We start from the raw sequence: 24,582 nt of genomic DNA, 5'->3' as shown, positions 1-24,582 counted from the left end.
CCTTTGTTTTATTCACCAGCTTTCAATTGCATCAAATAAGCCGCAAGCGCATCGATTTGCCGGTCGGAAAGCTTATCCCCGAAGGCTGGCATTTTTGTCCCCGGTTTGTATTTCTCCGGATCTTTTATCCAGTTTTTGAGATTGGCCTCATCATGATCCAAAATGCCGGCGACTTTTTCCCTTTCGCCAAAGGTTGCCAGATTGGGAGCTGTCCGTGCCTGTTCCGGCCGTGTATCATTCGGCGTGACCGCGTGGCAGCTGATGCAGCTTTTTTTGAATACATCCTGCCCTTCCTGTGCGAGAGCGGACGCCGGTTTTGTTTCTTTTGCATTTTTCATATTGCTGATCCACGCCTTAAACTCATCCTGTGGCATCGCTTTCACGCGGAAGTCCATTAAGGCATGGGAAGGGCCGCATAATTCGGCGCATTTTCCATAAAACACATTTCCGGCATCCTCTGCCTTCTGATCATCAATTTCAAGCCAGAACTTGTTGATATTATCTGTGTTGGCATCCATTTTCCCGCCAACGGACGGTATCCAAAATGAGTGTTTCACATCTGAGGCTTTAACTTGGAAGTAGACTTTCTGGTTTGTTGGGACAACGAGTTCCTGGCTTGTCACCACACCGTAACCCGGGTATTCAAATTCCCACCAATAAAGGCTGGCGCGAACTTTAACGATAAGCGCCCCTTGCTTGGCATCCTTTTTCTTATCCATCGCTTTCGTATCTCCGAGGCTGAAGACCTGGCTGATGGTCGGAATGGCAATTAAAATCAATAAAACAATCGGAATAATGGTCCATAAGATTTCAAGCTTATGATTCCCCGGCACCTGTTTTGGAATGGATTCGTCCCCTTTTTTCCGCCTGAACCGTATGAGAACGGTAAGGAAAACGGCGAATACGACAACCATGACGAACACCATAATCCAAACGCTCCACATCATCAAATCATACTGCTTCCGGGCCACTTCGCCGGCAGGATCAAGTGCCGACAAATATGGCTTACCACAGCCCGAAAGCGCGGCCATAAACAAAGTGACAATAAAAAGCAAACTCCCCTTTTGCAGCCGCTGTTTCATCGCTCTACCAATCCCCTCTTTCCTGTATCTTTCTGTCAGAACAAGGATGCAATCTATTGGATTTCTTTTGCAAGAAAGAACTCCCTTTAGAAAAGCGTAGCGATTACCATTGCTACAAACAAGATCGTTAAATAGTTCAGCGAATAAATGAACATCCATTTCGCCCATTTTAAATCATTCTTCATTTTAAAACCGGACAGGCTTAATGCCAGCCAGCCCAGATTAAACAATGTCGCAAGGATGATAAAACCAATGCCGAGCGGTTTCAGGAAAAACGGCACCGGAATAAGCAATGCCACCCATATGAGCATATGCCATTTTGTGATTTGAAACCCCTTGACAGCCGGAAGCATCGGAATGCCCGCTGCCTTGTATTCTTCGCATTTTTTCATCGCAATCGCATAAAAATGCGGTGGTTGCCAGATAAACATAAGCAAAAACAGCATCCATGGCACAATCCCGAGATGCGGGTCAACAGCCGCCCAGCCGATCAGCGGGGGAACAGCGCCGGCAAAACTGCCGATCACGGTATTGCTGACAAGGGTTCGTTTTGACCACATTGTATACAGCACGACATAGCTGAATACGCCAAACAGTCCGATCAGCCCCGCCATTGGAGTGGTCATAAACAATAGCAGTGTGCCGATTGCCACAAATCCGAGGCCAATTGTAAGCACTTTCGCGTTTGAAAATCTGCCTGTAACCGTCGGCCTAAAATTTTTGCTTTTCATAATGACATCAATATCCCGGTCATACCAGTTGTTCAGGCTGCACGACCCGGCGACAATCAGCGCAGTTCCCGCCATCGCAAGGACCATAATGTCCAGCGACTGCAAAAAATGCCTGTTTGTCAGTTCCAATGCAAGCCACATTCCGGTAAATGCCGTAATTAAATTTGAGTTTACAATTCCAATTTTAATCAAGGATAAGAAATCTTTCAACGCAGAGGCGTCTGCAGCTTTTACCCTTGTTGTTGTATCCATCGTCCGACTATCTGCCACGATAGTCCCTCCTTCCAATTTTTCAAAACCGTTCAAAAAAAATGGCCTGACACGTTGTCGGCGGATTCCTTTTGTAAATGTTTTTACGCTGCCAATAAGGAAAACGGTATACTACAACTATAATCCATCTTTTCCTTTTTGGCTATTAATCAAAACTGTATGTAACGATATCGTCATACTAAGATCATTTATAAGTTTCCCAACATGTAAATATGCGGAATTCCGAAATATACCTGCCTATATTATATTTAATCATAAATTACCGCGAAGGTGTGATATTTTCGACACATTTTTATGGCAAATTTGTGTCATGGGAAATAAATATTTTTCCTTCAGACTGTTTTACGATAAGATGATAGTTGGAAGCACCTTGCCGAACGGATTTTCTACTATATGAACGGTTGCAATGATGCGGGACTGTATGTTGCATTCGTGGCTTGTGATACATGTTTACAAATGAGATAAAAGAAGGTGGAACAATTGCGCACAACTTTAAAATGGCTCGGAGTAGTGACAACTTTATCGATGATGGTGGTGTTAATTGGCGGGGCACTTGTCACCAATACCGGTTCAAGCCTTGGCTGCGGCCGCCAACGGCCGCTTTGTAACGGCAAAATTTTTCCTGATCCGCTCACTGTCGAGTCGCTGATTGAGTGGCTGCACAGGTTTTGCACGGGCATCGCATCGTTTCTTGTCTTTGCGCTTGCCATTTGGTCATGGTTTGCAATCGGCCATAAAAGAGAAACGAAATTTTTATCCATTATTTCCGTCATTTTTCTGCTTCTGCAGGCATTTCTCGGTATGGCGGCAGTCGTCTGGGGTTCATCCGATCTTGTGATGGCACTTCATTTCGGCGTTTCGCTCATTTCGTTTGCGTCCGTGCTGATGCTAACGCTGATGGTTTTTGAATGGGACCAGAAATTTGACGCAGGCAGGCTTGTCCTTGAAAAAAGCATGAGATGGCATACGATCGGCGTGACCGTTTACAGCTTTATCGTCGTTTATACGGGCGCGCTTGTCCGCCATATGAATGCAAGCCTTGTTTGCCGGGATTTCCCGCTTTGTGTGAACAGCGACCCTTCCTTGCCCGCAAACCGGTTCGAATGGGTGCAGATGGGGCACCGGACGGCGGCACTCCTCATCTTTGTCTGGATTGCTTATATCACCTTTAAAGCGGTAAGGCATTATCAAAACCAGCGCGTTATTTACTGGGGATGGATCATTGCGTTCGTGCTTGTCTGCCTGCAGGCTGTTTCAGGCGCCATGGTCGTTTTTTCGAGGATGAATCTTACTTTCACCCTCCTGCACGCATTTTTCATTTCCTGTCTGTTCGGCCTGTTATGTTATTTGAACCTTGTTGTCGGGCGAGTGAAGCAGTTTGCCAAAAGCAAAGACAGCCTCCCGCTAAAAAAAGCCCGGGTTCGCTGAGTTTGGAAAAACCAATGGTACCGCATGTTGCGGCTTGGTGCAAAATAAGGCAGCAAAGGGCTTACGTAAGATAGGCGGAAAAGGCGCAAGGCATAAAACCTTGCGCCTTTTTATTTTATCCTCTGCTTTCACTCTGCCGCGCACCCGTTTTTAAACGTTACGGCCTTGAGTAGACCTGATACGGCCTCCGGTTTGCTCCGCCCGCTTCCTGCGGCTTTTCCTGTTTGTGTTTATACTTTTCCTCATACTTTGTAAACATGCCCACATTGACCAGAATGCCGAGGGAAAGGGACAAAATCAGAAGCGATGAACCGCCGTAACTGATAAACGGCAGCGTCACCCCCGTAATTGGAATCAGGCCGCAGACGCCGCCCAGATTGATAAATGTCTGGATGGCAATCATGCCGGAAATTCCGATCGCAAGCAGGCTCCCGAACTGGTCTTTTGAATGGATGCCGATATATATGCCGCGCAGCACAATGTAGCAAAGCCCGCCGATCACAAACAAAACGCCAAAAGCCCCAAGTTCTTCGGCAATAATGGCCATAATAAAGTCGGTGTGGGGCTCTGGAAGATAACCGAGCTTTTGAATGCTTTCCCCGAGTCCCTGCCCTTTCAGCCCGCCTGACCCGATCGCAATATAGGAGTTTACGAGCTGAAGACCTTCCCCGCCTTCGTTCTGAAAAGGATTCAAATAGCCTGTAAACCGTGCGATCTTAACCGGTGTAAAGATTTTGTCCTTTTCCAGAAAAAGAAACGGCGACAACAGAACGGAAAATAGAAGCCCGAGCCCTGCCAGCTTCAGCATGGTTTTCAGGCGCATGCCGGATGCAACGATGATCGTGCAGCCAATCCCAAAAATGATGGTCGCCGTCCCGATATCCGGCTGGATCGCAACCAGGAAACAAACAACGATAAGAAAGATAAGCGGCGGGACAACCCCTTTGTTAAAGATGTCAATGTATGCCTGTTTCTTGGCATAAACGGCGGACAGATAAATAATAATCGCAACTTTCACAAATTCCGACGGCTGTACGGAACTGGAACCGAGCCGGAACCAGCTTTGCGCGTTATTCGACGTATGGCCGAAAATAAACAGTGCCAAAAGCCCGAACATCGACCCGCACATCAGCACTGCAAGGAATTTTTTGCTCGCGTATAGTTTATACGGGAGAAAAGCCGTAACGGTAAACGCAAGGAGTGCAAGGGCCAAATTGATTTTCTGCTTGTTGTAAAAATAGGCGCTGTCCAGCCCGTAACGCTGCACTGCAATCACCATGCTGGAACTGTAAATCATTACCAAACCGAATAAGCAAAGAAGCAGGTAGACAACGATGACCGAGTAGTCGAATGATTTTAAGATTTTTTTCAGCATAGGAACCTTCCAATCCGTAAAAACTGCAACATTCATGATAAAAAATATTCTACCGTTTTAAAAAAACTCCTGCCGTTATTTTTAAATTATAACATCTTTTTCGCCGGCCGCCATTACCTGACCCTTATTCAAAAAATAAAAAACTCAAACAACCGGAACATCGTTTGAGTTTTCAACATTATTTTTTTATATATGCATCATGCAAAAGGGACAGTTCCTGTTCAAGCGAATCAAGAAGCCGCTTTCCGTCACCGGCATCCACTAAGCCGAGCCGGACCGCAAAATCTATTTCACGGGATAAACCAAACATTTGTGTATCCAATACTTCCTCGTATAAAGGGCATTGGGGCATCGTTAAGTTATCCATTTGAACCTGAATTAATTTTAATATCTTTTCTGCGTCCGCCTTGAGCAGGCTGTATGCTTTCTCCCGGTGGTTCACCTTTGTTTCAGACGCCAAATTGATCCCCCCGTTCACATATCAATCTAATAAAAATTGTACCTTTAAAACCGTGATTTTGCAAGTTATACGAAATCAATAAACGCCCGGAATCCCGTAAACAAGCGGGGGAGACAGAATTTGAAATTCCGCAATTCCCCGACCCCGAACGCTTTCCGGACTGTTTTTATACGCTTTCAAGTGACACGGGCAGCCGTGAAAGGTATAATGCTGTATAGACGGACAGAAAGGGGCCACAATCATGATTATGCAAATAAAGGGAAAAGTGAAGTTTCCGATTACGCTAGATATCGGCACTTGGATATTTGATGACCGGAAAGTCGATCTTGATACATATTTCGACGAAGAAAAGCAGGAAACCAGCCAGGAAGAAGCCTACTTAAAGAAAACCGGCAAATATTTTGACAAAGCCATGGCAGAAGGGGCCGATCCGCAGGCTGCTGTAAGGACAAAGTCAAAGTTTAAACGGCACCATTTGAAAACTGGGACATTTGGCATCCCGGTCGGCCTGTTCATTCAAAATGCGGAGCCGCTGGAAGATGCGGAAAAAATCGTGTTTGAAACAAAGAACGGGCCTGTCGCTTATCCGCTTGAAATGGCTGGCCATTTAATTGCTGCCTTTTCTATTAAAGGAAGGGCGCTGAAAGAAGACGGCCCGCTTCACATTTTATTGGATGACGGTTCAAACCGGGAAAACCCGGTCAAATATGTAACCGGTATGCGCATTGAATAATCCCGGATGCCGGGGGCAGCATAAACGTTTTAAGACAGCTGCTCCCGGTTTTTTCATATAGTGGTCTTACAAAAGGTCTGCCGCGATTTGCGCGAGTTTTGAGCGCTCGCCCTTAAGCAGCTGCACATGCCCGGCGAGCGGCACATCTTTAAATTTCTCAACGACGTACGTCAGCCCGTTATTGTAAGCATCCAAATACGGGTGGTCAATTTGTTCCGGATCCCCCATTAACACGATCTTACTCTGTTCCCCTACCCTTGTTAAAATCGTCTTCACTTCATGCTTGGATAAATTTTGCGCCTCATCAATAATGATATATTGCTCCGGGATGCTGCGCCCGCGGATATACGTCAGCGCCTCCACCTCAATCGAACTCATGCCGGACAATATGCCATCAATTTCTCCCGCTTTTTTCGTATTAAACAAAAACTCAAGATTATCGTAGATGGGCTGCATCCACGGCCGCAGCTTTTCCTCTTTTTCTCCCGGCAAATAGCCGATATCTTTGCCAAACGGAACAATCGGACGAGCGACCAAAAGCTTTTTATAATCATGCAAATCTTCCGTCTGCATCAGGCCTGCAGCAAGGGCAAGCAATGTTTTGCCCGTTCCCGCTTTTCCGGTCAGGGTGACGAGCGGAATATCGGGGCGCAGCAAAAGTTCCATTGCCATCCACTGCTGGGCGTTTCTCGGCTTAATTCCCCAGACAGCATCCTGCACATGAAAGAGCTTTTTCGCCGTTTTTCCAGCCTGATCCACAATGGCAATTGCGGAAGCCGAGCTGCCGAGCGCATCTTTCAAAATCAGAAATTGGTTCGGGTAGAACGGGTGGTTGGCAATTTCGCTCAGCGACAGTTCCTGCTTTTCATAAAACCGTTTCAATAAATCGGGGCTGATATACATTTCCATTTGCCCGGTATAAAGATGATCGAGGCTTACGACACGGTCGTTTAAAAAATCTTCCGCCAACAGGCCGAGCGCGTCCGCTTTTACCCGGACGAGCGCATCTTTGCTGACAAGAATCACCGGGCGGCCATTTTCTTTTCTCTCTTCTTCCAGCGATAAATTTTTCGCAACCGCGAGGATCCGGTTGTCATTTGTTTTTTCCACGAAAATATCCTGCAGCTGGTGAAAGGAGCGGTGATTCAGCTCAATTCTGAGCACACCCCCGTTTTCAAGCGGGATTTTCTCATGCAGTTTTCCGGCTTGCCGGAAACCGTCCATTAATTTGGATACCTGGCGCGCATTTCTGCCGATTTCGTCCATATTTCGTTTTTTAGAATCCACTTCTTCCAGTACAACAGCCGGTATGACAATTTCATTATCTTCAAAAGAAAAGATGGCATATGGATCCTGGAGCAATACATTGGTATCCAAGACGTATATTTTCTTCAAATCGATGCCCCCTGCTTCATATGGATTATGTTAGTTTATGTGAGCGCGGTGTGACCTGTTCATCGCTGGGATTGGACAAAGGACCAGGCACTGCTAAAGTATATGTACGGGCAAGTCCGGTTAGAATCATTGCGCGCGTCCAGTTCTTTTGCGGCACAAAAAAAAGCTTCCGGAACCGGAAGCGTGCTACATTGGAAAACGTTCCTTTTTTTCAGTTTTTTTATGCTGATACAGGCGGATTTTGTAAACGCCGAGCACAACAGCCGCTAAACAGAGCGACTCCCCCACGGGCAAAAAGATGGCAAAAAACGTGAGCAGCGTGCATCCCAAAAGGAGCAGTACATAAATAACAGCAGATTTCAGAACTGGCAACTTTCTCGCAAATCCGAGCCGGTAGACAATGACCGAAAGAACGACGATGGTCAGATACAAGGCCCACATCCCCGGTTCCGGGTTTTCATCCACTTTGTACAACGCCGCAAAAAATGACAATTGGTGGTGAACCGCCTCGCTTGTCATCCTATCTCCCCTTTTCCCCTTTGAATATATGAAAGAACAGGGTCATGCCGGCCCTATTCTTTGCTTATGCATTCTCTGCTGCTTTTGCCCGTTTCTGCGCTTTTTCGCGCTCGCTCTTATTCAGGATTTTTTTGCGCAGCCGGATTGATTCTGGCGTCACTTCGCAATATTCGTCGTCGTTCAGGTATTCGAGCGCCTGTTCTAACGACATTATGCGCGGCTTTTTGATGACCGCCGTCTGGTCTTTTGTTGCCGAGCGGACGTTTGTCGCGTGTTTTGCTTTCGTAATATTGACAGCAATATCATTTTCACGGGAGTTTTCCCCGACGATCATGCCTTCATAAATGTCCGTGCCTGGCTCGACAAACAGCGTGCCACGGTCTTCCACCTGCATCATGCCGTATGTCGTGGCTTTGCCCGTTTCCATGGAGACGAGAACGCCGTTTCTGCGGCCGCCGACACGACCAGACTGCATTGGCTGGTAGGAATCAAACGTATGGTTTAAAATGCCGTAACCCCTCGTGAGCGTCATAAATTCGGTCGTATAGCCGATCAATCCGCGGGCCGGGACATTGAAAATCAGGCGGACTTGTCCATTTCCGTTATTGATCATATCGAGCATTTCGCCTTTCCGGGAACCGAGCGACTCAATAATCGCACCGGTGTGTTCTTCCGGTGTATCGATTTGGACACGTTCCACCGGTTCGCATTTGACGCCGTCGATTTCTTTAATGATCACTTTCGGTTTTGAAACCTGCAGTTCAAACCCTTCACGGCGCATATTTTCAATTAAAATGGATAAATGCAGTTCCCCCCGTCCAGATACAACCCATGCATCCGGAGAGTCAGTGTTTTCAACACGCAAGCTGACATCCGTCTGCAGCTGCGAACGGAGCCGTTCTTCAATTTTCCGCGCCGTCACAAATTTTCCTTCACGGCCGGCAAACGGGCTGTTGTTGACAAGGAAAGTCATTTGCAAAGTCGGCTCATCAATGCGGAGCGGCGTCAGTGCTTCCTGGTGTTCAACCGGGCAGACCGTTTCCCCGACATTGATGTCTTCCATTCCGGATACCGCAATTAAATCCCCGGCATATGCTTCCTCAATTTCTTCCCGCTTCAGCCCGAAGAAACCGAACATTTTGGTGACACGGAACTGCTTGACGCTGCCGTCCAGCTTCATCAATGCCACCTGCTGGCCGACATGCATTTTTCCGCGGAAAATGCGGCCGATGCCGATCCGCCCGACATAATCGTTGTAATCAAGCAGGGCAACCTGGAACTGGAGCGGTTCTTCGCGGTTGTCGATAGGTGCCGGAATATGTTCGATAATCGTATCAAACAGCACTTTCATATTTTCTTCCTGTTTGGCCGGATCCGGATCGAGGCTTGCCGTCCCGTTAATGGCGGAAGCATACACAACCGGAAATTCCAGCTGTTCATCATTAGCATCCAGCTCAATAAATAATTCAAGCACTTCATCAACCACTTCTTCAGGGCGTGCAAAATCGCGGTCAATTTTGTTTACGACCACAATCGGCGTCAAGTTTTGTTCCAGTGCTTTTTTCAGCACGAAACGCGTCTGCGGCATGCAGCCTTCATAGGCATCCACCACAAGCAAGACCCCGTCCACCATTTTCATAATCCGTTCGACTTCGCCGCCAAAGTCAGCATGTCCCGGAGTATCCAAAATATTGATTTTCTTATCTTTATAATGAACTGCCGTATTTTTGGCAAGGATCGTAATGCCTCTTTCCCGTTCCAGATCATTGGAATCCATTGCACGTTCTTCAACATGCTCATTGGCACGGAAAGTACCGGACTGCTTCAGCAGCTGGTCCACAAGTGTCGTCTTCCCATGGTCTACGTGCGCGATAATGGCAATGTTGCGTAAATCTTCTCTTCTTTTCAAAAACATTTCCTCCTGCCTAAACGCAAATCTATGTTAGTCTGTACCTTTAACTAAAATATTATAACACAATGCTGGCTTTATTAAAACATTTTCGCTAAAATAAGGGGAGAGGGAGGTTCATCATATGCGGGAAATCAAATGGGTATTTGTGTTCTTTTCACTGGCTGCATTCCTTTCCATGTGCGGCATCGGCGTTGCGATCGGCGCCCAAAGCGTTGCCGGCATTCTCGGTTGCACCGCGCTTCTCATTGTCATTATGGGATTCGGCTTTAAAACAAAGAAAAAAATGCGTGAAGAGGGGAAACTGTGAGCCCCTCTTTTCTTATTCCTGCCCTTTTAGATACCGCTTTAAAATTTCCTCATGCAGCCCGGGCTTGCCGGCAAACACGGAACTGTTCCCGAGCATATCGAGCGGGCGCCCGAAAACATCCGTCACAACGCCGCCCACTTCTTCCACGATCACTTTCCCGGCGGCAAAATCCCACGGCGACAGGCGCATCGTAATATAAGCATCAAGCCTTCCCATTGCCACATAAGCAAGCTCAAGCGCTGCCGACCCGTAACTCCTTGTGCCGCGCACATCCCTGACAAGCGCTGCCAGACGGGCCGGGTCGATACCCCTGTTTTCCACCATGCAATACGGATTCAGCGCAAGGATCGTATCTTCCAGCCTGTTTTGCGCAAGTAACGGAATCCGTTCCCCGTTAAAATAAGCCCCCTTGCCCTTTTCTGCAAAATACAATTCTTTCCGGACGACATCATAAATATAGCCCAGTTTGCCTTCTCCGTTCTCGTAGACCCCAATGGAAATCATGAAATTGACTTTTTGGTGGACAAAATTGACCGTCCCGTCAATCGGATCCACAATCCAGAGGATGCCTTCTGTATCACGAATATCCTCACCGAAGCCTTCTTCACCCAAAATGTGGTGATCCGGAAAGGTTGTCCGGATTTTGCCGATTAAAAATTGTTCTGTTTCCTTGTCAATATTGGTAACCAGATCATTGCGGTCCGATTTTGTTTCAATTTGCAGCGGTTTTTGCGAAGCAAGAATCCGCTCGCCCGCTTCCCTGATCCACCGGACGGCATATGTATTGATTTCTTCCCATCTGTCCATAGTCGGGCCCTCCATCTATGCAAATCATTTCCCTTAAGCGTAAAGGAAATAAAGACAATTATCAAGTTTTGAGAATGCGTCCGAAATCGTTTTCCCATAGCGGTTTTGTCAGTAAAGATGAACCTCTCCTGCACAAAAACGAACCCCATCTGTATCCAATACAGGGAGTCCGCTTTCAACGACATCCTGCCTTTTCGTTCCATTACATGGCTTTCATTTTCAGCAGTTCTTCACGGATTTTTTCCAGACGCTTAATCGACTTTCCTTTTTGCTCTTCATCTTTCATTTCCATCGCTTCATATAACGTAGCCAGTTCGTAATCCAGTTCCATGCGCAATACTGCAATCCGTTTTCTTTCATAAGGTTTTCTTTTCACCGAAGAGATTACTTGTTTCATTTTTCTTCACATCCTCCTGGGGTAATGATATGAATTTTCTGATATTATCTTTATATATATTATGTGTAATCTCGATTGATGTAACAAAATTGTGTGTATACCTATTTTTACCCACCGGCTTTTATTTGTTAAACCTCCCTGATGGATGATAAAATATGAATATCCCCATGGTTCATACAGAACGGAGGTGAACAAATGGGCATCACTGCTTTTACTGGACAGGATTTTGACGTTTTCCGGATCGAAGGCCTCGATCAGCGGATGGAACAGCTGAAATCAACCGTCCGTCCGAAACTTGAAGTATTGGGGGAGTATTTTTCGCCGGTTTTGTCGGTTTTGACCGGTGAAGAAATATTTTATCATGTTGCCAAACACGCCCGCCGTACCGTCAATCCGCCGAAAGATACGTGGGTGGCCTTTTCCCCTGGCAAGCGCGGCTACAAAATGCTTCCTCATTTTCAAATCGGGCTGTGGGAAGACCGGCTCTTCATTGTCACGGCCGTCATGAATGAGTGCCCGCAAAAAGCGTCCATCGGAAAAAAACTCGAAAAGAAAATTGATCCGATTTTAGAAAATATACCCGGCCATTACATTTGGTCGGATGATCATACAAAACCGGGTGGCATCCGCACTGACCGTATGAATCCCCATACTTTAAACACGTTTTTCAGACGGATGCAGGTTGTTAAAAAAGCCGAAATGCTTTGCGGGCTTGAGATCCCGCGGGAAGAAGCAGCCGGCATGTCCCCGGATGAACTGGCCAAAACGATCGAGGACGTCTTTGTACATGTATTACCCATCTACAAAATGGCCTAAACAGCATGCAGAGTGGAAAAAAGCGCGCCGGAACACGGTGCGCTTTTTCTCCTGTGCCGATTCGTAATTTGCAGACAATTTAAAAGCAGCATCAGCGGGTGATGCTGCTTTCTTTCCGTGCCGCTAATCGCGCGATCCGTTTTTATCCATTTTAATGACCGGTCCCTGCTCTTCCTTCATTTTCTTGATGGCCCGGTACGGGGAATAACCGCTCGCCTCTTCAAATTCATTGCATATATTCCGCTCATCCGCCTTCCCGGGGACGATTTCTTTAAAACGGCGGTACCTGGCAAGCAGCACATCCCGGTTGACCCCTTTTTCATATGCTTCTTCCACCGCTTCGAAAAATTGAACGGCGTCGATGACTTCCTGTGTCGACCAGTCAGCTGAAATCGGATATGGATATTCCATCCAAACCACCTCGCTTTTCTTCTGTATACCCGTTCTATTTTACCTGAATCGCTTCCGCCTGGCCAATGATGCCGCCATCTGCCGGAATACAAGGGCTACCATCCGTTTGGTTTCCCATGGCTCCCCGCCTTGTACATTCACCGTCTAGCTTCCCCTCATTTCTCCATGCTTTATGCGCTTTATCTTTTTCCATTGCCCGCATCCGGCTTTTTTTCCCTGTGCAAAGAAAAACTATTTAAAAACCGTGTCCGGAATGCTATAATTCATCTTGTTTTTCTTCAAAAGCAAGCAATGAGATAAAGAGGTGGAATGATTGTCACAATATCACACGCCGTTATACACCGGGCTTCTCCGGCATATTGAACGAAATCCCGTCCAATTCCATATTCCCGGCCATAAAACCGGGCGCGGGATGGATCCTGATTTTCGCAAATTCATCGGCGACAATGTATTAAAACTGGATTTAATTAATATCGAGCCGCTCGATGATCTTCACCAGCCCCATGGCATGATTGAGGAGGCGCAGAAGCTTGCGGCGGAAGCATTCGGTGCGGATGCCACGTTTTTTTCCGTACAAGGGACGAGCGGCGCGATTATGGCCATGGTGATGAGCGTCTGCGGGCCGGGCGATAAAATTATTGTGCCACGCAATGTCCATAAATCGGTGATGTCTGCGATTGTGTTTTCCGGCGCCGTGCCCGTTTTTATCCACCCAGAAGTGGATCCTTTGCTTGGCATCTCACACGGCATTACCCCGGCGTCCGTTTCCAAAGCGCTCAAGCAGCATCCCGATGCGAAAGCCGTTCTGGTCATTAATCCGACCTATTACGGCATTTCCGCTGATTTGAATAGCATTGTGGATATATCCCATGCCTGCCATGTCCCGGTACTGGTGGACGAGGCACACGGTGTCCATATTCATTTTGACGATGAACTGCCAGTTTCCGCCATGCAGGCCGGCGCCGATATGGCCGCAACGAGCGTCCACAAGCTTGGCGGCTCGCTGACGCAAAGTTCGATCTTGAATCTGAAGGAAGGGCTTGTATCGAAAAAACGTGTCCAAAGCATTTTCAGCATGCTGACGACCACGTCCACTTCCTACATTTTACTGGCTTCGCTCGATGTCGCCCGAAAAAGGCTTGCAACCGAGGGAAGCACGATCATCAAGGAAACAACCCGCCTTGCGCAAAAAACACGGGAGCGGATAAACGAAATCGATCATTTGTATTGCGCCGGAAGCGAGATCCTCCAAACGAAAGCAACATATGATTACGATCCGGCGAAGTTGATCATCTCTGTAAAAGATTTGGGGATCACCGGCCATGATGCGGAAAAATGGCTGCGTGAAACCTACCATATAGAAGTGGAACTCTCTGATTTGTACAATATTCTTTGCATTGTGACGCCCGGGGATACGGAAACGGAGCTGGACTTGCTCGTTGAGGCTTTACACAGCTTGTCCGACACGTTCTCGCATTTGTCCGGCAAGGTAGGGGTGAAAGTGATGCTTCCCGAAATTCCATCGCTTGCCCTCTCGCCGCGTGATGCCTTTTATGCCGAGACGGAATCCATTCCGCTTTCCGGTTCTGCTGGCAGGATCATTGCCGAGTTTGTCATGGTCTATCCGCCGGGCATTCCGATTTTTATCCCGGGGGAAATTATTACGGAAGAAAACATTGCTTATATCCGGAAAAACATCGAAGCCGGCCTTCCCGTACAGGGGCCTGAAGACGAAACATTGCAAACGATCCGCGTCATTAAAGAACATCATGCCATTCAATAAGTTTGAAAAAGCAGGCTGGGGCCTTCCCGCCTGCTTTTTTGTCCCATCACGCAAAAAAAGCCGGGCAACAAGCCGGCCGAGAGAAAATGGACGCATGCATTGGAAAAATCAAGTGCTACAGTTCAGGACTATTCTTCTTCGTGTTTACATTGGTCACACGTTGAGTAAAGCACGGATACTTTTTCTTCCTCAACGTGGTCAATCGTGGCATCGCATGATTGGCAAACAATGATTCCCATCCGATTTTCCTCCCCTTTGCGCTTTTTGTAATCGCTTGTAATATTATAATATGTCATACTGGAGAAAAAATCAAGGATTTTGTATAACATATTTTAAATTATGTTATACAATTGAAAGCGAAATCATTTTGCGGTTGTTTTAGAAAATCAGTTTTGAAAATGACACTTCCACAAGCCCGTATACAGCGAGACTCAGCACCGTTACCACAGATGCAGCCCGGAGCGAATGCACAATTGATTTTGCCAGGGCAAAGGCAATGAATAAAAAAATAATGAACAGGGCGGCGGTAAAAATAACTGGATCGTGATCGGACAACCACTCTGCCAGTTTAAAACCGCTCCATATCATGATCTGGAATAAAAATGCCACCGTACATTTCATTGTCCCACCTGCACCTTTCATCATAATTCAAAATATGCACGCAGTTTCGTTGTTATAACCTTGCCTGCCAGCACGAAAAAATCTGTCCCATATGCAGTTGTTACTGTTATAGCCTTATAGCGGCGCCTTTAAACGGAAAAAGGCTTCACGCCGGGGCAGCCTTCCCGGTGTGAAGCCTTTGAATCATTATTTTAAAATATGGACTGGGGTGCCGAGTGCCGCTTCGGCCGCTTCCATCGTAATTTCCCCTAATGTCGGGTGGGCATGGATCGTCAGCGCGATATCTTCCGCTGTCATGCCCGCCTCGATTGCGAGGCCGATTTCCGAAATAATATCGGAAGCGCTGATCCCGACGATTTGGCCACCGATCAACAGCCCGTCTTCTTTGCGTGTAATCAGTTTGACGAAACCTTCGCCGGCTTCAAGGGCAAGTGCCCGCCCGTTCGCGCCGTACGGAAATTTGCCGACTGCATAATCAATGCCCTCTTCTTTTGCCTGCTGTTCTGTATAGCCGACCGTTGCAAGTTCCGGATCAGAAAAGACAATGACCGGAATGCCGAGGTAATCCACTTCGGCCGGCTGCCCGGAAATGGCTTCGGCCGCAATCTTCCCTTCATAGGAGGCTTTGTGGGCAAGCTGCGGGCCCGGGACAATATCGCCGATGGCATAAATATTCGGCACGCTTGTCCGGCACTGTTTATCCACTTCGATAATGCCCCTGTCTGTCATCTTTAAATTCAACTGTTCAAGGCCGAGTTCATCTGTGTTTGGACGGCGCCCGACCGTAACCAGCACATAATCGCCTTCCACTTTTTGTTCCTGGCCTTTTGCTTCATACGTGACAACTACGCCGTTTTCCTTCTCTTCCACGCCTTTTGCCATCGCTTCCGTGATAATTTCGACACCCCGTTTTTTCAGCTTGCGGACAACGAGGGAAGTCATTTGTTTTTCAAACGCGCCGCCGATAATGTCTTTTGCCCCTTCCAAAATCGTTACTTTCGTCCCGAATTTTGCATAGGCTGTCCCGAGTTCCATTCCGATGACGCCGCCGCCGATAATGACGAGTTTTTCCGGAATTTCCTTCAAACTCAGCGCGCCGGTTGAATCAATGACGCGTTCTGAAAATTTGAAGGAAGGGATTTCAATCGGTCGCGAACCGGTTGCGAGAATCGCATTTTTAAATGTATAGGTTTGCGCTGATTTCTCGTCCATTACACGAAGCGTATGGTCATCGACAAAATAGGCTTCCCCGCGGACGATGTCAATTTTGTTGCCTTTTAACAGGCTTTCTACGCCTCCGGTCAGTTTTTTCACGACGCCGGATTTCCATTCCTGCACTTTCCCAAAATCAATTTTTGCATTTTCAACGGCAATGCCGAGCGCCTCGGATTCCGTTGCGTATTCATAGCGGTGCGCCGCCGAAATGAGCGCTTTTGAAGGAATGCATCCTACATTTAAGCAAACCCCGCCGATAAACTGCTTTTCAACGATCGTCACTTTTTGGCCGAGCTGGGCTGCCCGGATGGCCGCGACATATCCGCCAGGCCCTGCGCCGATTACAATTGTGTCGGTTTCAATTGGAAAATCTCCTACAACCATCAGATTACGCCTCCATTAATAAAAGTTCTGGATCATGCAACAAACGTTTGATATGATTTAACGCATTTTGTGCGGTGGCACCATCGATGATACGGTGGTCAAAACTGAGCGACAACGCCAGTACAGGCGCTGCAACAATTTCACCGTTTTTAACGACCGGCTTTTCTGCAATCCGGCCGATTCCTAAAATGGCCACTTCCGGACGGTTGATAACCGGTGTAAACCATTGCCCGCCGGCGGAACCGATATTGGAAATCGTAATGGAAGCGCCTTTCATTTCGTTCGGGGCAAGCTTTCCATCTCTTGCTTTTTCAGCCAGTTCATTAATTTCTTTGGAAACCGCAAATACCGGTTTGCGGTCGGCGTGTTTGACGACCGGCACAAGCAAGCCGCGCTCCGTATCAGCGGCAATCCCGATATTGTAATAATGCTTATGGATGATTTCATTCGTTTCATCATCAATCGAACTATTTAAAACCGGGTATTCCCGCAGCGTGCTGACGAGCGCTTTTACGACATACGGCAGGAAAGTCAGTTTGATGCCTTTTTCTGCCGCGATCTCTTTGAATTTTTTCCGGTGCGCGACCAGTGCCGTCACATCGACATCATCCATCAGCGTAACATGCGGCGCGGTTTGTTTCGAGTTGACCATCGCTTTTGCAATCACTTTGCGGATGCCGCTCATCGGTTCACGTGTTTCAGGGAATTCCCCTTCAGGAATAGCATTCTGGGAAGCAGGTGCCTGTGCTTCGGTTTTGCCGGTTTCCGCTTCCGGCTGCTGCGGCCCGTTCACATACGCATCGATATCTTCGCGGAGCACGCGGCCGTTTTTTCCGGTTCCGGACACAAGCTGGATATCGACGCCTTTTTCCCGGGCATATTTCCGTACGGATGGCATTGCGATCACGCGGCGATCCGCGGATTCGGAGCCATGTTCTGCTTCTTTTTCAGCAGGCTTGGCAGTTTCAGCTGTTTCCTGTTTTGCCGGTTCCGGTTTGGCCGGTTCCGGTTTTGCACTTTCTGCCGCCTCTTCTTTCTGATCTTGCCCATGATCCCCTTTAAATTTAAGATTTTCATATCCGGGCGCATCGAATTTTACAAGGACGTCGCCGACAACTGCGACGCTCCCTTCTTCAACAAGAATGTCTTCAACAGTCCCTTCCACAGGGGACGGAATTTCGACAACCGATTTGTCATTTTGCACTTCACAAAGCACATCATCTTCCGAAACTTTATCGCCCGGTTTAATAAACCATTTTACAATCTCGCCTTCGTGGATCCCTTCGCCGATATCCGGCAGCCTGAATTCAAATGACAAGGTGTTCACGCTCCTTTTTTCAAAATGCGCCCCCATCAAGGTGCAGCAAAAAACTTGATTGGAATGTATCTCGGTTCAACGCGCCGCCATCACCCGTTTACGGCAAAAACCGGTTTAGAATGTCAATGTCTCTTTTGCTTTTTCCAAAATATCTTTATAGGTCGGAATCCAAACGCCTTCCGCCTGCGAGAACGGATAAACGGTATCCGGCGCTGTTACGCGCAATACTGGTGCTTCCAGGCTCAAAATCGCGCGTTCGTTGATTTCCGCAACGACGTTTGCCGCAACACCAGCCTGGCGCTGTGCTTCCTGGACGACAATGGCGCGGTTTGTTTTTTCCACAGACGCCACAATCGTTTCTACATCAAGCGGGCTGACTGTACGGAGATCAACCACTTCTGCGGAGTACCCTTCTTTTTCAAGTTCATCCGCTGCTTTCAATGATTCATGGACCATTGCGCCGTAAGCGATAATCGAAATATCTTTTCCTTCCCGTTTTACATCGGCTTTTCCGAGCGGAATCGTATATTCTTCTTCCGGCACTTCTTCCCGGAAAGAACGGTACAGTTTCATATGTTCGAGAAAAACGACCGGGTCATTGTCCCGGATCGCGGAGATAAGCAACCCTTTCGCATCATAAGGCGTGGACGGAATTACAACTTTAATGCCCGGTGTTTGCGCCATGAGTCCTTCGAGGCTGTCCGCATGCATTTCCGGCGTATGCACGCCTCCGCCGAAAGGAGCGCGGATCGTAATCGGCATTTTCAAATCCCCGCCGGTGCGGAACCGGTATCTCGCCATCTGGCCGTGGATCGAGTCCATCGTTTCAAAAACAAAGCCGAAAAACTGGATTTCAGGAACCGGCCGGAACCCTTGGAGCGCAAGCCCGATGGCAAGCCCGTTGATGCCGGATTCGGCGAGCGGCGTATCGATGACGCGGTCTTTGCCGAACTCTTTTTGCAGCCCTTCCGTTGCCCGGAAGACGCCGCCGTTTACGCCGACGTCTTCACCGAATACCAAAACATTTTCATCATTTTTCAACTCGGTCCTGAGCGCATCCGTAATTGCCTGTATCATCGTTAGTTGGGCCATGGCTTATTTCGACTCCTTTGCTTGGTAAAATTCGTATTGTTCCTTTAAAGTTTGCGGAAGTTCTTCGTACATCACGGAGATCAGATCCGTCACTTTCTGTTTAGGTGCGCTGTCCGCTTTCTTAATGGCAGCTTTAATATCTTCTTTCGCCTGTTCGATCGTTTCATTTTCCTGCTCTTCGCTCCACAGGTTTTTCTGTTCGAGGAACTTGCGGAAACGGACGAGCGGATCTTTTTTCGCCCATTCATTGTCAAGGTCTTCCGTACGATAACGCGTCGGGTCGTCCCCGCTCATCGTATGCGGGCCGAAACGGTAGCAGATCGTTTCAATCAGAGAAGGACCTTCTCCGGCGAGCGCCCGTTCGCGCGCGCGTTTTACCGCCGCATATACACTAAACGGGTCCATGCCGTCCACTACAATGCCCGGGATGCCTGCAGCCACCGCTTTTTGCGCCAGTGTTTTGGCCGCAGTTTGCACGGAACGCGGCGTTGAAATCGCGAACTGGTTGTTTTGAACAATAAAAACAGCTGGGGCTTTAAAAGCACCCGCAAAGTTGATGCCTTCGTAAAAGTCCCCTTGTGAACTGCCGCCGTCCCCTGTATATGTCACGGCAACGGCCTTTTTGCCGCGTTTTTTAATGCCGAGCGCAACGCCGGCAGTCTGCACATACTGAGCGCCGATAATGATTTGCGGCGGGAGAATGTTCAATTTTTCAATGCCCTTCATCCCGTCCACATGTCCACGCGACCATAAAAATGCCTGTTCAAGCGGAAGGCCATGCCAGATCAGCTGCGGCACATCGCGGTATCCCGGGAGAATGAAGTCCTCTTTTTCAAGTGCAAAATGGGAAGCAATTTGGGAAGCTTCCTGGCCGGCAGTCGGCGCGTAAAACCCGAGGCGGCCTTGGCGGTTCAAGGAAATGGACCGCTGATCAAGAATGCGCGTATACACCATTCTCCGCATCATTTCCTGAAGCTGTTCATCCGTTAAATCCGGCATGAGGGAATCGTTTACAATTTTCCCTTCTTCATTTAAGATTTGGACTGTTTCAAACTTTTCTTCAATATCATGAAGCGTCTTTACTTCATCAAGGTTTGTGCGTGAAGCCATCCCGTTCACCAATCCTTTCTTTATCCGCATATATGGATATACAATTTCGCCGATTTTAAAAAATGTGTGTTTACTGCAGAAACCGACAATTCTTTCAAGTAACCGCAATCATTTTTGGCCTGCCAAAAAAGCGCTGTATCAATAAAAAAGCGGATGTGACTAATACAACACTATATTCAACATATATAGAGTACATGAAAAATAAAAAAGCGTCAATTATAAACGCTTTTTCTATCCGATATTTTTTTAATATACCGAATCATTCTCCCCGGGAAAACTGTATCAATATGCAATTTAAACTGTACTATAAAAGCGGAAACGTTGCGAGAGAAGGTTTTCAGGAAAACCGGTTCCGCGGGCCCGAAACGTTGTTGCAAACGCTGCCATTTTTTGCAGCAATCTTTCCCGGCATGCCGGAAATTGTCATATTTTGGCGTGATGGTTCCGCATTTTCCCTACATATAATAAAGGACAAGATGAGCCGCACGCCTTTACAATATCCAAATAAATATTACAATAGAAGTAGGGAGTTGATCCACAATGTTAAAAAAGCTGAGGAAGAAGCTTTTAAAACAGTGGAAAGATATGCTGCGCAAAAAGTTAATCGCCTGAACTTTTGAATCCCTCTTTTCCAGAGGGATTATTCTTTTCTTTATGAAAAAAAGGCCATGAAAAAGTTGTGATATGTACCATGATTTATATATAATAGAAAAAGTTACATTGAAAACGGAGCAAGGAGAGATTAATCATGATTTACAAAGTGTATTACCAGGAAAATCCTGAAGAGATTCCTGTCCGGGAAAACACGAAGACGTTCTATATTGAAGCCGGATCGGAAAGGGAAGTACGCCAAAAGTTGAAAGACCGCCGAATCAACATTGAATACATTCAGCTGCTTGAGGGAAAATATCTTGAATACGAAAAGCAGCAGGAAAATTTTAAATTAACGGAGTAACTGTATGAAATTTGTTAAAAATGACCAGACAGCGGTTTTCGCCCTCGGCGGATTAGGCGAAATCGGAAAAAATACTTATGGCGTACAATTTCAAGATGAAATCATTTTAATTGATGCAGGCATCAAATTTCCGGAAGATGAACTGCTCGGAATCGACTATGTCATCCCGGATTATACCTACCTCGTGAAAAACGCGGACAAAATTAAGGGCCTGTTTATTACGCACGGGCATGAAGACCATATCGGCGGCATTCCGTATTTGCTGCGCCAGATCAATGTCCCGATTTACGGCGGGAAGCTTGCACTCGGCCTTATCCGGAACAAGCTGGAAGAGCACGGCCTTCTCCGGCAGACAAAGCTGATTGAAATTAAAGAAGACGATGTGATTAAATTCCGGAAAACATCTGTTACGTTTTTCCGGACGACGCACAGCATTCCGGATTCTTACGGCATCGTCGTCAAAACGCCGCCGGGCAATATCGTGCACACCGGCGACTTTAAGTTTGACTTTACACCAGTGGGTGAGCCGGCCAACTTAACGAAAATGGCCGAAATCGGAAAAGAAGGCGTGCTTTGCCTTTTGTCCGACAGCACAAACAGCGAAGTGCCGCATTTTACGATGTCTGAACGACGTGTCGGGGAAAGCATTCAGGATATTTTCCGGAAAGTGGACGGACGGATTATTTTTGCAACCTTTGCCTCCAATATCCACCGCCTGCAGCAGATGACGGAAGCGGCTGTTTTGGCGGGTCGGAAAATTGCCGTGTTCGGGCGTAGTATGGAAGCGGCGATTGAAATCGGCCGTGATCTCGGCTATATCCGTGCCCCGAAAGATACGTTTATTGACACACAACAATTGAACCGTCTGCCGGCCAACCGGGTTACCATTCTTTGTACCGGTACCCAGGGCGAACCGATGGCGGCTCTGTCCAGAATTGCAAATGGCACGCACCGGCAGATCCAGATCCAACCGGGCGACACCGTCGTTTTTTCTTCCTCCCCGATTCCGGGTAATACGACGAGCATCAACCGGACGATTAATTTGCTGTACCGCGCCGGCGCCGATGTGATCAGCGGGTCTTTGAACAATGTGCACACATCAGGCCATGGCGGTCAGGAAGAACAGAAATTGATGCTGCGGCTGATCAAACCGAAATATTTTATGCCAATCCACGGTGAATACCGGATGCTCAGGATGCATGCCAAGCTTGCCAACGACTGTGGCGTCCCGGAAGAAAACTGCTTTATCATGGATAACGGGGAAGTGCTGGCGCTCGGTCATGACACCGCAGAAGTTGCTGGCAAAATCCCATCCGGCTCTGTCTATATTGACGGGAGCGGCATTGGCGATATCGGCAATATTGTTTTGCGCGACCGCCGCATCCTTTCTGAAGAAGGGCTCGTCATTGTCGTTGTGGCCATCAATATGAACGAGTTTAAAATTGCATCCGGCCCTGACATTATTTCAAGGGGCTTTGTGTACATGCGTGAATCCGGCGATTTGATCAACGAAGCGCAAACGATCATCACAAAGCACTTGAATAAAGTGATGGAACGGAAAACGACGCAATGGGCCGAAATCAAAAATGAAATTACGGATACGCTGGCGCCGTTTTTATACGAAAAAACGAAACGCCGGCCGATGATTATGCCGATTATTATGGAAGTTTAAAAAAGGGGATCCCGTCAGGAAGCCCACTTGAAAAGTCCAAAAGAAAACGAAAAACGGCGAGACACCACCATTCATCGTGTCTCGCCGTTTTTTTGCATTGTATAAATAAATTTAAAACACATTTTTTCAGTGTCCTCCCCGTTAGCATAGTGCTTTTTTGTATGTCTGTTTGAAAAAGGCGTGCCAAACCGGTGTACCCGATCCGGCCGGCGTTTTGCAGAGGAAACGTTTCCAATTTTATCCATCCGCTTGAAAAGAATTTTTTATTTTTTTTTGCAAAAAGTACTGTACAAAACAAATTTCAGGGTATATACTGTATTATAACAGAAGGATAAATGATTTGTTGTTATAAAACATGCTTTTGCTGACACCAGCCCGGGCCCGGCTGTCGCAGCATCATTGAATGGTTTTATAACAACCTAAAAATCCAAACACGAAAAAGGAGATGGATGAAAAATGATGATGAGCCCAGTTGAATTTTTTAAAACATTGCCTGCGAAACAATGCCCTGAATGCGGTCAGCCGATTGAAGAACAAGCAGAATCATACATGCTGGAATGCGACCATTGCCTTTCCAAAAAAGAAGAATAACGCCGTAATAAAAAAGAAGGGGAAATCCCCTTCTTTTTTATTGCAACGATAAAATATAGGCTATCATCAAATCGGCAGCTGTCTCGAGCGCTCGTTCGTCCGGCGCAAATTTGGCATGGTGCAGCCCGTATGGTGACCCGACACCGAGCCAGAACATAAAGCCAGGGATTTCTTTCAACATATAGCCGAAATCCTCCCCTGTTAAAGCCTCCCTGCATTCATGCAGGTGCGCCCCCTCGTAGCTTCGGACAAAATCCATAAAGCGGGCGGTCTCTTCCGGATGATTGAACACCTGGTAATAATTACAGCCGTAATCAATTTCCGCCCGGCACTCAAAACCGGCCGAAAGCCCGTTTGTGAGTGCTTCAATCCTGTGCTTCACTTTTTCCATCGCTTCGCTCGATAACGTGCGGATCGTCCCTTCAAGGCGTGCATGTTCCGCGATTGCATTTTGAACCGTGCCGCCGGTGATTTTCCCGATGGTCACCACTGCGCTGTCGAGCGGGTCGATATTGCGTGAGATAATAGACTGGAGCTGGGTCACCAGATGGGCCGCCGCCACCACCATATCCTTTGTATGCTGCGGATAGGCCGCATGCCCGCCCTTTCCTTCCAGGTCAATATACAGTTCAGATGTATTGGCAAACAGCAGCCCTTTTTTTACCGCCACCGTACCAGCCGGGTATTCCGGCGCAACATGGAGTGCCATCACAAGGTCCGGCTGCCATTCATCGTGCAGCACTTCTTCCAGCATCGCTTTCGCCCCGCCAGGCCCTTCTTCTGCCGGCTGAAAAATAAAGATCAGATCATCCTTAACGGGCCGGCTTGCAAAATGCGATAAAATCCCGAGTGCAATCGTCATATGAAAATCGTGACCGCACGCATGCATGTTTCCTTCGTGTTCCGATTGAAACGGGAACCCTGTCTCTTCTTTGATCGGCAGGCCGTCTATATCCGTCCGGTAACCAATCTTTTTTTCGGGGCAGGTCCCCTTTACTTTTACAAGCACCCCGGTTTTCCATGTTTTCACTTCAAGATGGCCTTTTGGCAAACGCGAAATAAAATCAAGGATGTACCGCTGTGTTTTATGCTCCTTGTATCCGAGTTCGGGAATCCGGTGCAGATCCCGCCTGATGGCAATCAAATTCGTTTCCATATCCAGTCCTTCCTTTCCGGTATGGCAAAAAAGGCCGGGCAC

Annotated in this window: 27 protein-coding genes; 9 read left to right on the top strand and 18 right to left on the bottom strand. The window is 47.5% G+C overall.

What is annotated here, in order from left to right; translation table 11 throughout:
- Positions 1–8: 8 nt before the first annotated feature.
- Together coxB and cyoE are read right to left on the bottom strand one after the other, a co-directional pair.
- Entirely contained in the window at positions 9–1,082 is a 1,074-nt protein-coding gene (gene coxB / locus P9687_RS11280; protein WP_046721293.1) for a cytochrome c oxidase subunit II, read from the bottom strand.
- Positions 1,083–1,168: 86 nt separating this feature from the next.
- Entirely contained in the window at positions 1,169–2,083 is a 915-nt protein-coding gene (cyoE, locus tag P9687_RS11275) for a heme o synthase (protein ID WP_080746308.1), read from the bottom strand.
- Positions 2,084–2,563: 480 nt separating this feature from the next.
- Here cyoE and P9687_RS11270 point away from each other — a divergent pair, with 480 nt between their 5' ends.
- The gene (locus P9687_RS11270) at positions 2,564–3,511 is read left to right on the top strand and encodes a COX15/CtaA family protein (protein ID WP_328228896.1); all 948 of its coding nucleotides are present in this window, start codon (positions 2,564–2,566) and stop codon (positions 3,509–3,511) included.
- A 157-nt stretch (positions 3,512–3,668) separates the two neighbouring features.
- Here the strand turns inward: P9687_RS11270 and P9687_RS11265 are convergent, their stop codons facing one another.
- A complete protein-coding gene (locus P9687_RS11265; protein WP_035190127.1) occupies positions 3,669–4,886 on the bottom strand; it encodes an FtsW/RodA/SpoVE family cell cycle protein in 1,218 nt (405 codons plus the stop codon).
- Between the two features lie 178 nt (positions 4,887–5,064).
- A complete protein-coding gene (locus P9687_RS11260; RefSeq protein ID WP_013858935.1) occupies positions 5,065–5,346 on the bottom strand; it encodes a YlaN family protein in 282 nt (93 codons plus the stop codon).
- Positions 5,347–5,587: 241 nt separating this feature from the next.
- Between P9687_RS11260 and P9687_RS11255 the strand changes: the two genes are divergently transcribed.
- Positions 5,588–6,079 (top strand): peptidyl-prolyl cis-trans isomerase, encoded by a 492-nt coding sequence (locus P9687_RS11255; protein ID WP_017552174.1) that lies wholly within the window; start codon positions 5,588–5,590, stop codon positions 6,077–6,079.
- Positions 6,080–6,145: 66 nt separating this feature from the next.
- On the opposite strand, the gene P9687_RS11250 is transcribed toward P9687_RS11255, so the two are convergent.
- The 3 genes from P9687_RS11250 to typA all read right to left on the bottom strand — a co-directional run bounded on the left by P9687_RS11250 (position 6,146) and on the right by typA (position 9,902).
- A complete protein-coding gene (locus P9687_RS11250) occupies positions 6,146–7,474 on the bottom strand; it encodes a PhoH family protein (protein ID WP_014095599.1) in 1,329 nt (442 codons plus the stop codon).
- Between the two features lie 186 nt (positions 7,475–7,660).
- On the bottom strand, positions 7,661–7,993 hold the full coding sequence (locus P9687_RS11245; protein ID WP_014095600.1) for a YlaH-like family protein: 333 nt from the start codon (positions 7,991–7,993) through the stop codon (positions 7,661–7,663).
- A 64-nt stretch (positions 7,994–8,057) separates the two neighbouring features.
- Complete coding sequence (gene typA / locus P9687_RS11240) at positions 8,058–9,902, bottom strand: translational GTPase TypA (protein ID WP_014095601.1); 1,845 nt, start codon at positions 9,900–9,902, stop codon at positions 8,058–8,060.
- 124 nt (positions 9,903–10,026) lie between these two features.
- Between typA and P9687_RS11235 the strand changes: the two genes are divergently transcribed.
- Positions 10,027–10,212 carry a YlaF family protein gene (locus P9687_RS11235; RefSeq protein WP_014095602.1) on the top strand — a complete coding sequence of 62 codons (186 nt, stop codon included), beginning with the start codon at positions 10,027–10,029 and terminating at the stop codon, positions 10,210–10,212.
- A gap of 12 nt (positions 10,213–10,224) precedes the next feature.
- On the opposite strand, the gene P9687_RS11230 is transcribed toward P9687_RS11235, so the two are convergent.
- Positions 10,225–11,019, bottom strand: a complete 795-nt coding sequence (locus P9687_RS11230; protein ID WP_014095603.1) for an inositol monophosphatase family protein — start codon at positions 11,017–11,019, stop codon at positions 10,225–10,227.
- Between the two features lie 202 nt (positions 11,020–11,221).
- On the bottom strand, positions 11,222–11,416 hold the full coding sequence (locus P9687_RS11225) for a hypothetical protein (RefSeq protein WP_014095604.1): 195 nt from the start codon (positions 11,414–11,416) through the stop codon (positions 11,222–11,224).
- Between the two features lie 195 nt (positions 11,417–11,611).
- On the opposite strand from P9687_RS11225, the gene P9687_RS11220 reads away from it, so the two are divergent.
- Positions 11,612–12,232, top strand: coding sequence for a DUF1054 domain-containing protein (locus P9687_RS11220; RefSeq protein WP_014095605.1), 621 nt, complete (start codon positions 11,612–11,614; stop codon positions 12,230–12,232).
- Between the two features lie 123 nt (positions 12,233–12,355).
- Here P9687_RS11220 and P9687_RS11215 read toward each other — a convergent pair whose 3' ends face one another.
- Both P9687_RS11215 and P9687_RS11210 read right to left on the bottom strand, forming a co-directional pair.
- On the bottom strand, positions 12,356–12,643 hold the full coding sequence (locus P9687_RS11215) for a UPF0223 family protein (protein WP_014095606.1): 288 nt from the start codon (positions 12,641–12,643) through the stop codon (positions 12,356–12,358).
- A 34-nt stretch (positions 12,644–12,677) separates the two neighbouring features.
- Complete coding sequence (locus P9687_RS11210; protein ID WP_014095607.1) at positions 12,678–12,836, bottom strand: hypothetical protein; 159 nt, start codon at positions 12,834–12,836, stop codon at positions 12,678–12,680.
- A gap of 120 nt (positions 12,837–12,956) precedes the next feature.
- Between P9687_RS11210 and P9687_RS11205 the strand changes: the two genes are divergently transcribed.
- Complete coding sequence (locus P9687_RS11205; protein WP_014095608.1) at positions 12,957–14,426, top strand: aminotransferase class I/II-fold pyridoxal phosphate-dependent enzyme; 1,470 nt, start codon at positions 12,957–12,959, stop codon at positions 14,424–14,426.
- A 128-nt stretch (positions 14,427–14,554) separates the two neighbouring features.
- On the opposite strand, the gene P9687_RS11200 is transcribed toward P9687_RS11205, so the two are convergent.
- The 6 genes from P9687_RS11200 to pdhA form a co-directional block, all read right to left on the bottom strand.
- Complete coding sequence (locus tag P9687_RS11200) at positions 14,555–14,665, bottom strand: GapA-binding peptide SR1P (protein WP_014095609.1); 111 nt, start codon at positions 14,663–14,665, stop codon at positions 14,555–14,557.
- A 139-nt stretch (positions 14,666–14,804) separates the two neighbouring features.
- Complete coding sequence (locus tag P9687_RS11195) at positions 14,805–15,047, bottom strand: hypothetical protein (RefSeq protein ID WP_014095610.1); 243 nt, start codon at positions 15,045–15,047, stop codon at positions 14,805–14,807.
- A gap of 186 nt (positions 15,048–15,233) precedes the next feature.
- Positions 15,234–16,646: a dihydrolipoyl dehydrogenase gene (lpdA, locus tag P9687_RS11190; protein WP_014095611.1), complete on the bottom strand. Its 1,413-nt coding sequence runs from the start codon at positions 16,644–16,646 to the stop codon at positions 15,234–15,236.
- A 4-nt stretch (positions 16,647–16,650) separates the two neighbouring features.
- Complete coding sequence (locus P9687_RS11185; RefSeq protein WP_014095612.1) at positions 16,651–17,964, bottom strand: dihydrolipoamide acetyltransferase family protein; 1,314 nt, start codon at positions 17,962–17,964, stop codon at positions 16,651–16,653.
- Positions 17,965–18,078: 114 nt separating this feature from the next.
- Positions 18,079–19,056, bottom strand: a complete 978-nt coding sequence (locus tag P9687_RS11180) for an alpha-ketoacid dehydrogenase subunit beta (protein ID WP_014095613.1) — start codon at positions 19,054–19,056, stop codon at positions 18,079–18,081.
- Positions 19,057–19,059: 3 nt separating this feature from the next.
- Positions 19,060–20,166 carry a pyruvate dehydrogenase (acetyl-transferring) E1 component subunit alpha gene (gene pdhA / locus P9687_RS11175; RefSeq protein ID WP_014095614.1) on the bottom strand — a complete coding sequence of 369 codons (1,107 nt, stop codon included), beginning with the start codon at positions 20,164–20,166 and terminating at the stop codon, positions 19,060–19,062.
- A gap of 368 nt (positions 20,167–20,534) precedes the next feature.
- Here pdhA and P9687_RS11170 point away from each other — a divergent pair, with 368 nt between their 5' ends.
- The 4 genes from P9687_RS11170 (at position 20,535) to yhfH (ending at position 23,384) form a co-directional block, all read left to right on the top strand.
- On the top strand, positions 20,535–20,786 hold the full coding sequence (locus P9687_RS11170) for a hypothetical protein (protein WP_142743390.1): 252 nt from the start codon (positions 20,535–20,537) through the stop codon (positions 20,784–20,786).
- Between the two features lie 128 nt (positions 20,787–20,914).
- Positions 20,915–21,121, top strand: a complete 207-nt coding sequence (locus tag P9687_RS11165; RefSeq protein ID WP_013858917.1) for a DNA-dependent RNA polymerase subunit epsilon — start codon at positions 20,915–20,917, stop codon at positions 21,119–21,121.
- Positions 21,122–21,125: 4 nt separating this feature from the next.
- On the top strand, positions 21,126–22,793 hold the full coding sequence (gene rnjA / locus P9687_RS11160) for a ribonuclease J1 (RefSeq protein WP_014095615.1): 1,668 nt from the start codon (positions 21,126–21,128) through the stop codon (positions 22,791–22,793).
- Between the two features lie 456 nt (positions 22,794–23,249).
- Positions 23,250–23,384 (top strand): protein YhfH, encoded by a 135-nt coding sequence (gene yhfH / locus P9687_RS11155; protein ID WP_013858915.1) that lies wholly within the window; start codon positions 23,250–23,252, stop codon positions 23,382–23,384.
- A gap of 37 nt (positions 23,385–23,421) precedes the next feature.
- Here yhfH and P9687_RS11150 read toward each other — a convergent pair whose 3' ends face one another.
- Complete coding sequence (locus P9687_RS11150; protein WP_014095616.1) at positions 23,422–24,540, bottom strand: N-acetyldiaminopimelate deacetylase; 1,119 nt, start codon at positions 24,538–24,540, stop codon at positions 23,422–23,424.
- Positions 24,541–24,582 lie beyond the last annotated feature (42 nt).

The sequence above is a fragment of the Weizmannia sp. CD-2023 genome, assembly GCF_036225245.1.
GTDB classification, from domain to species: domain Bacteria; phylum Bacillota; class Bacilli; order Bacillales; family Bacillaceae_C; genus Weizmannia; species Weizmannia faecalis.
Note: the sequence above shows the minus strand (reverse complement) of the source record. Positions and strands in the feature narration are given on the sequence as shown.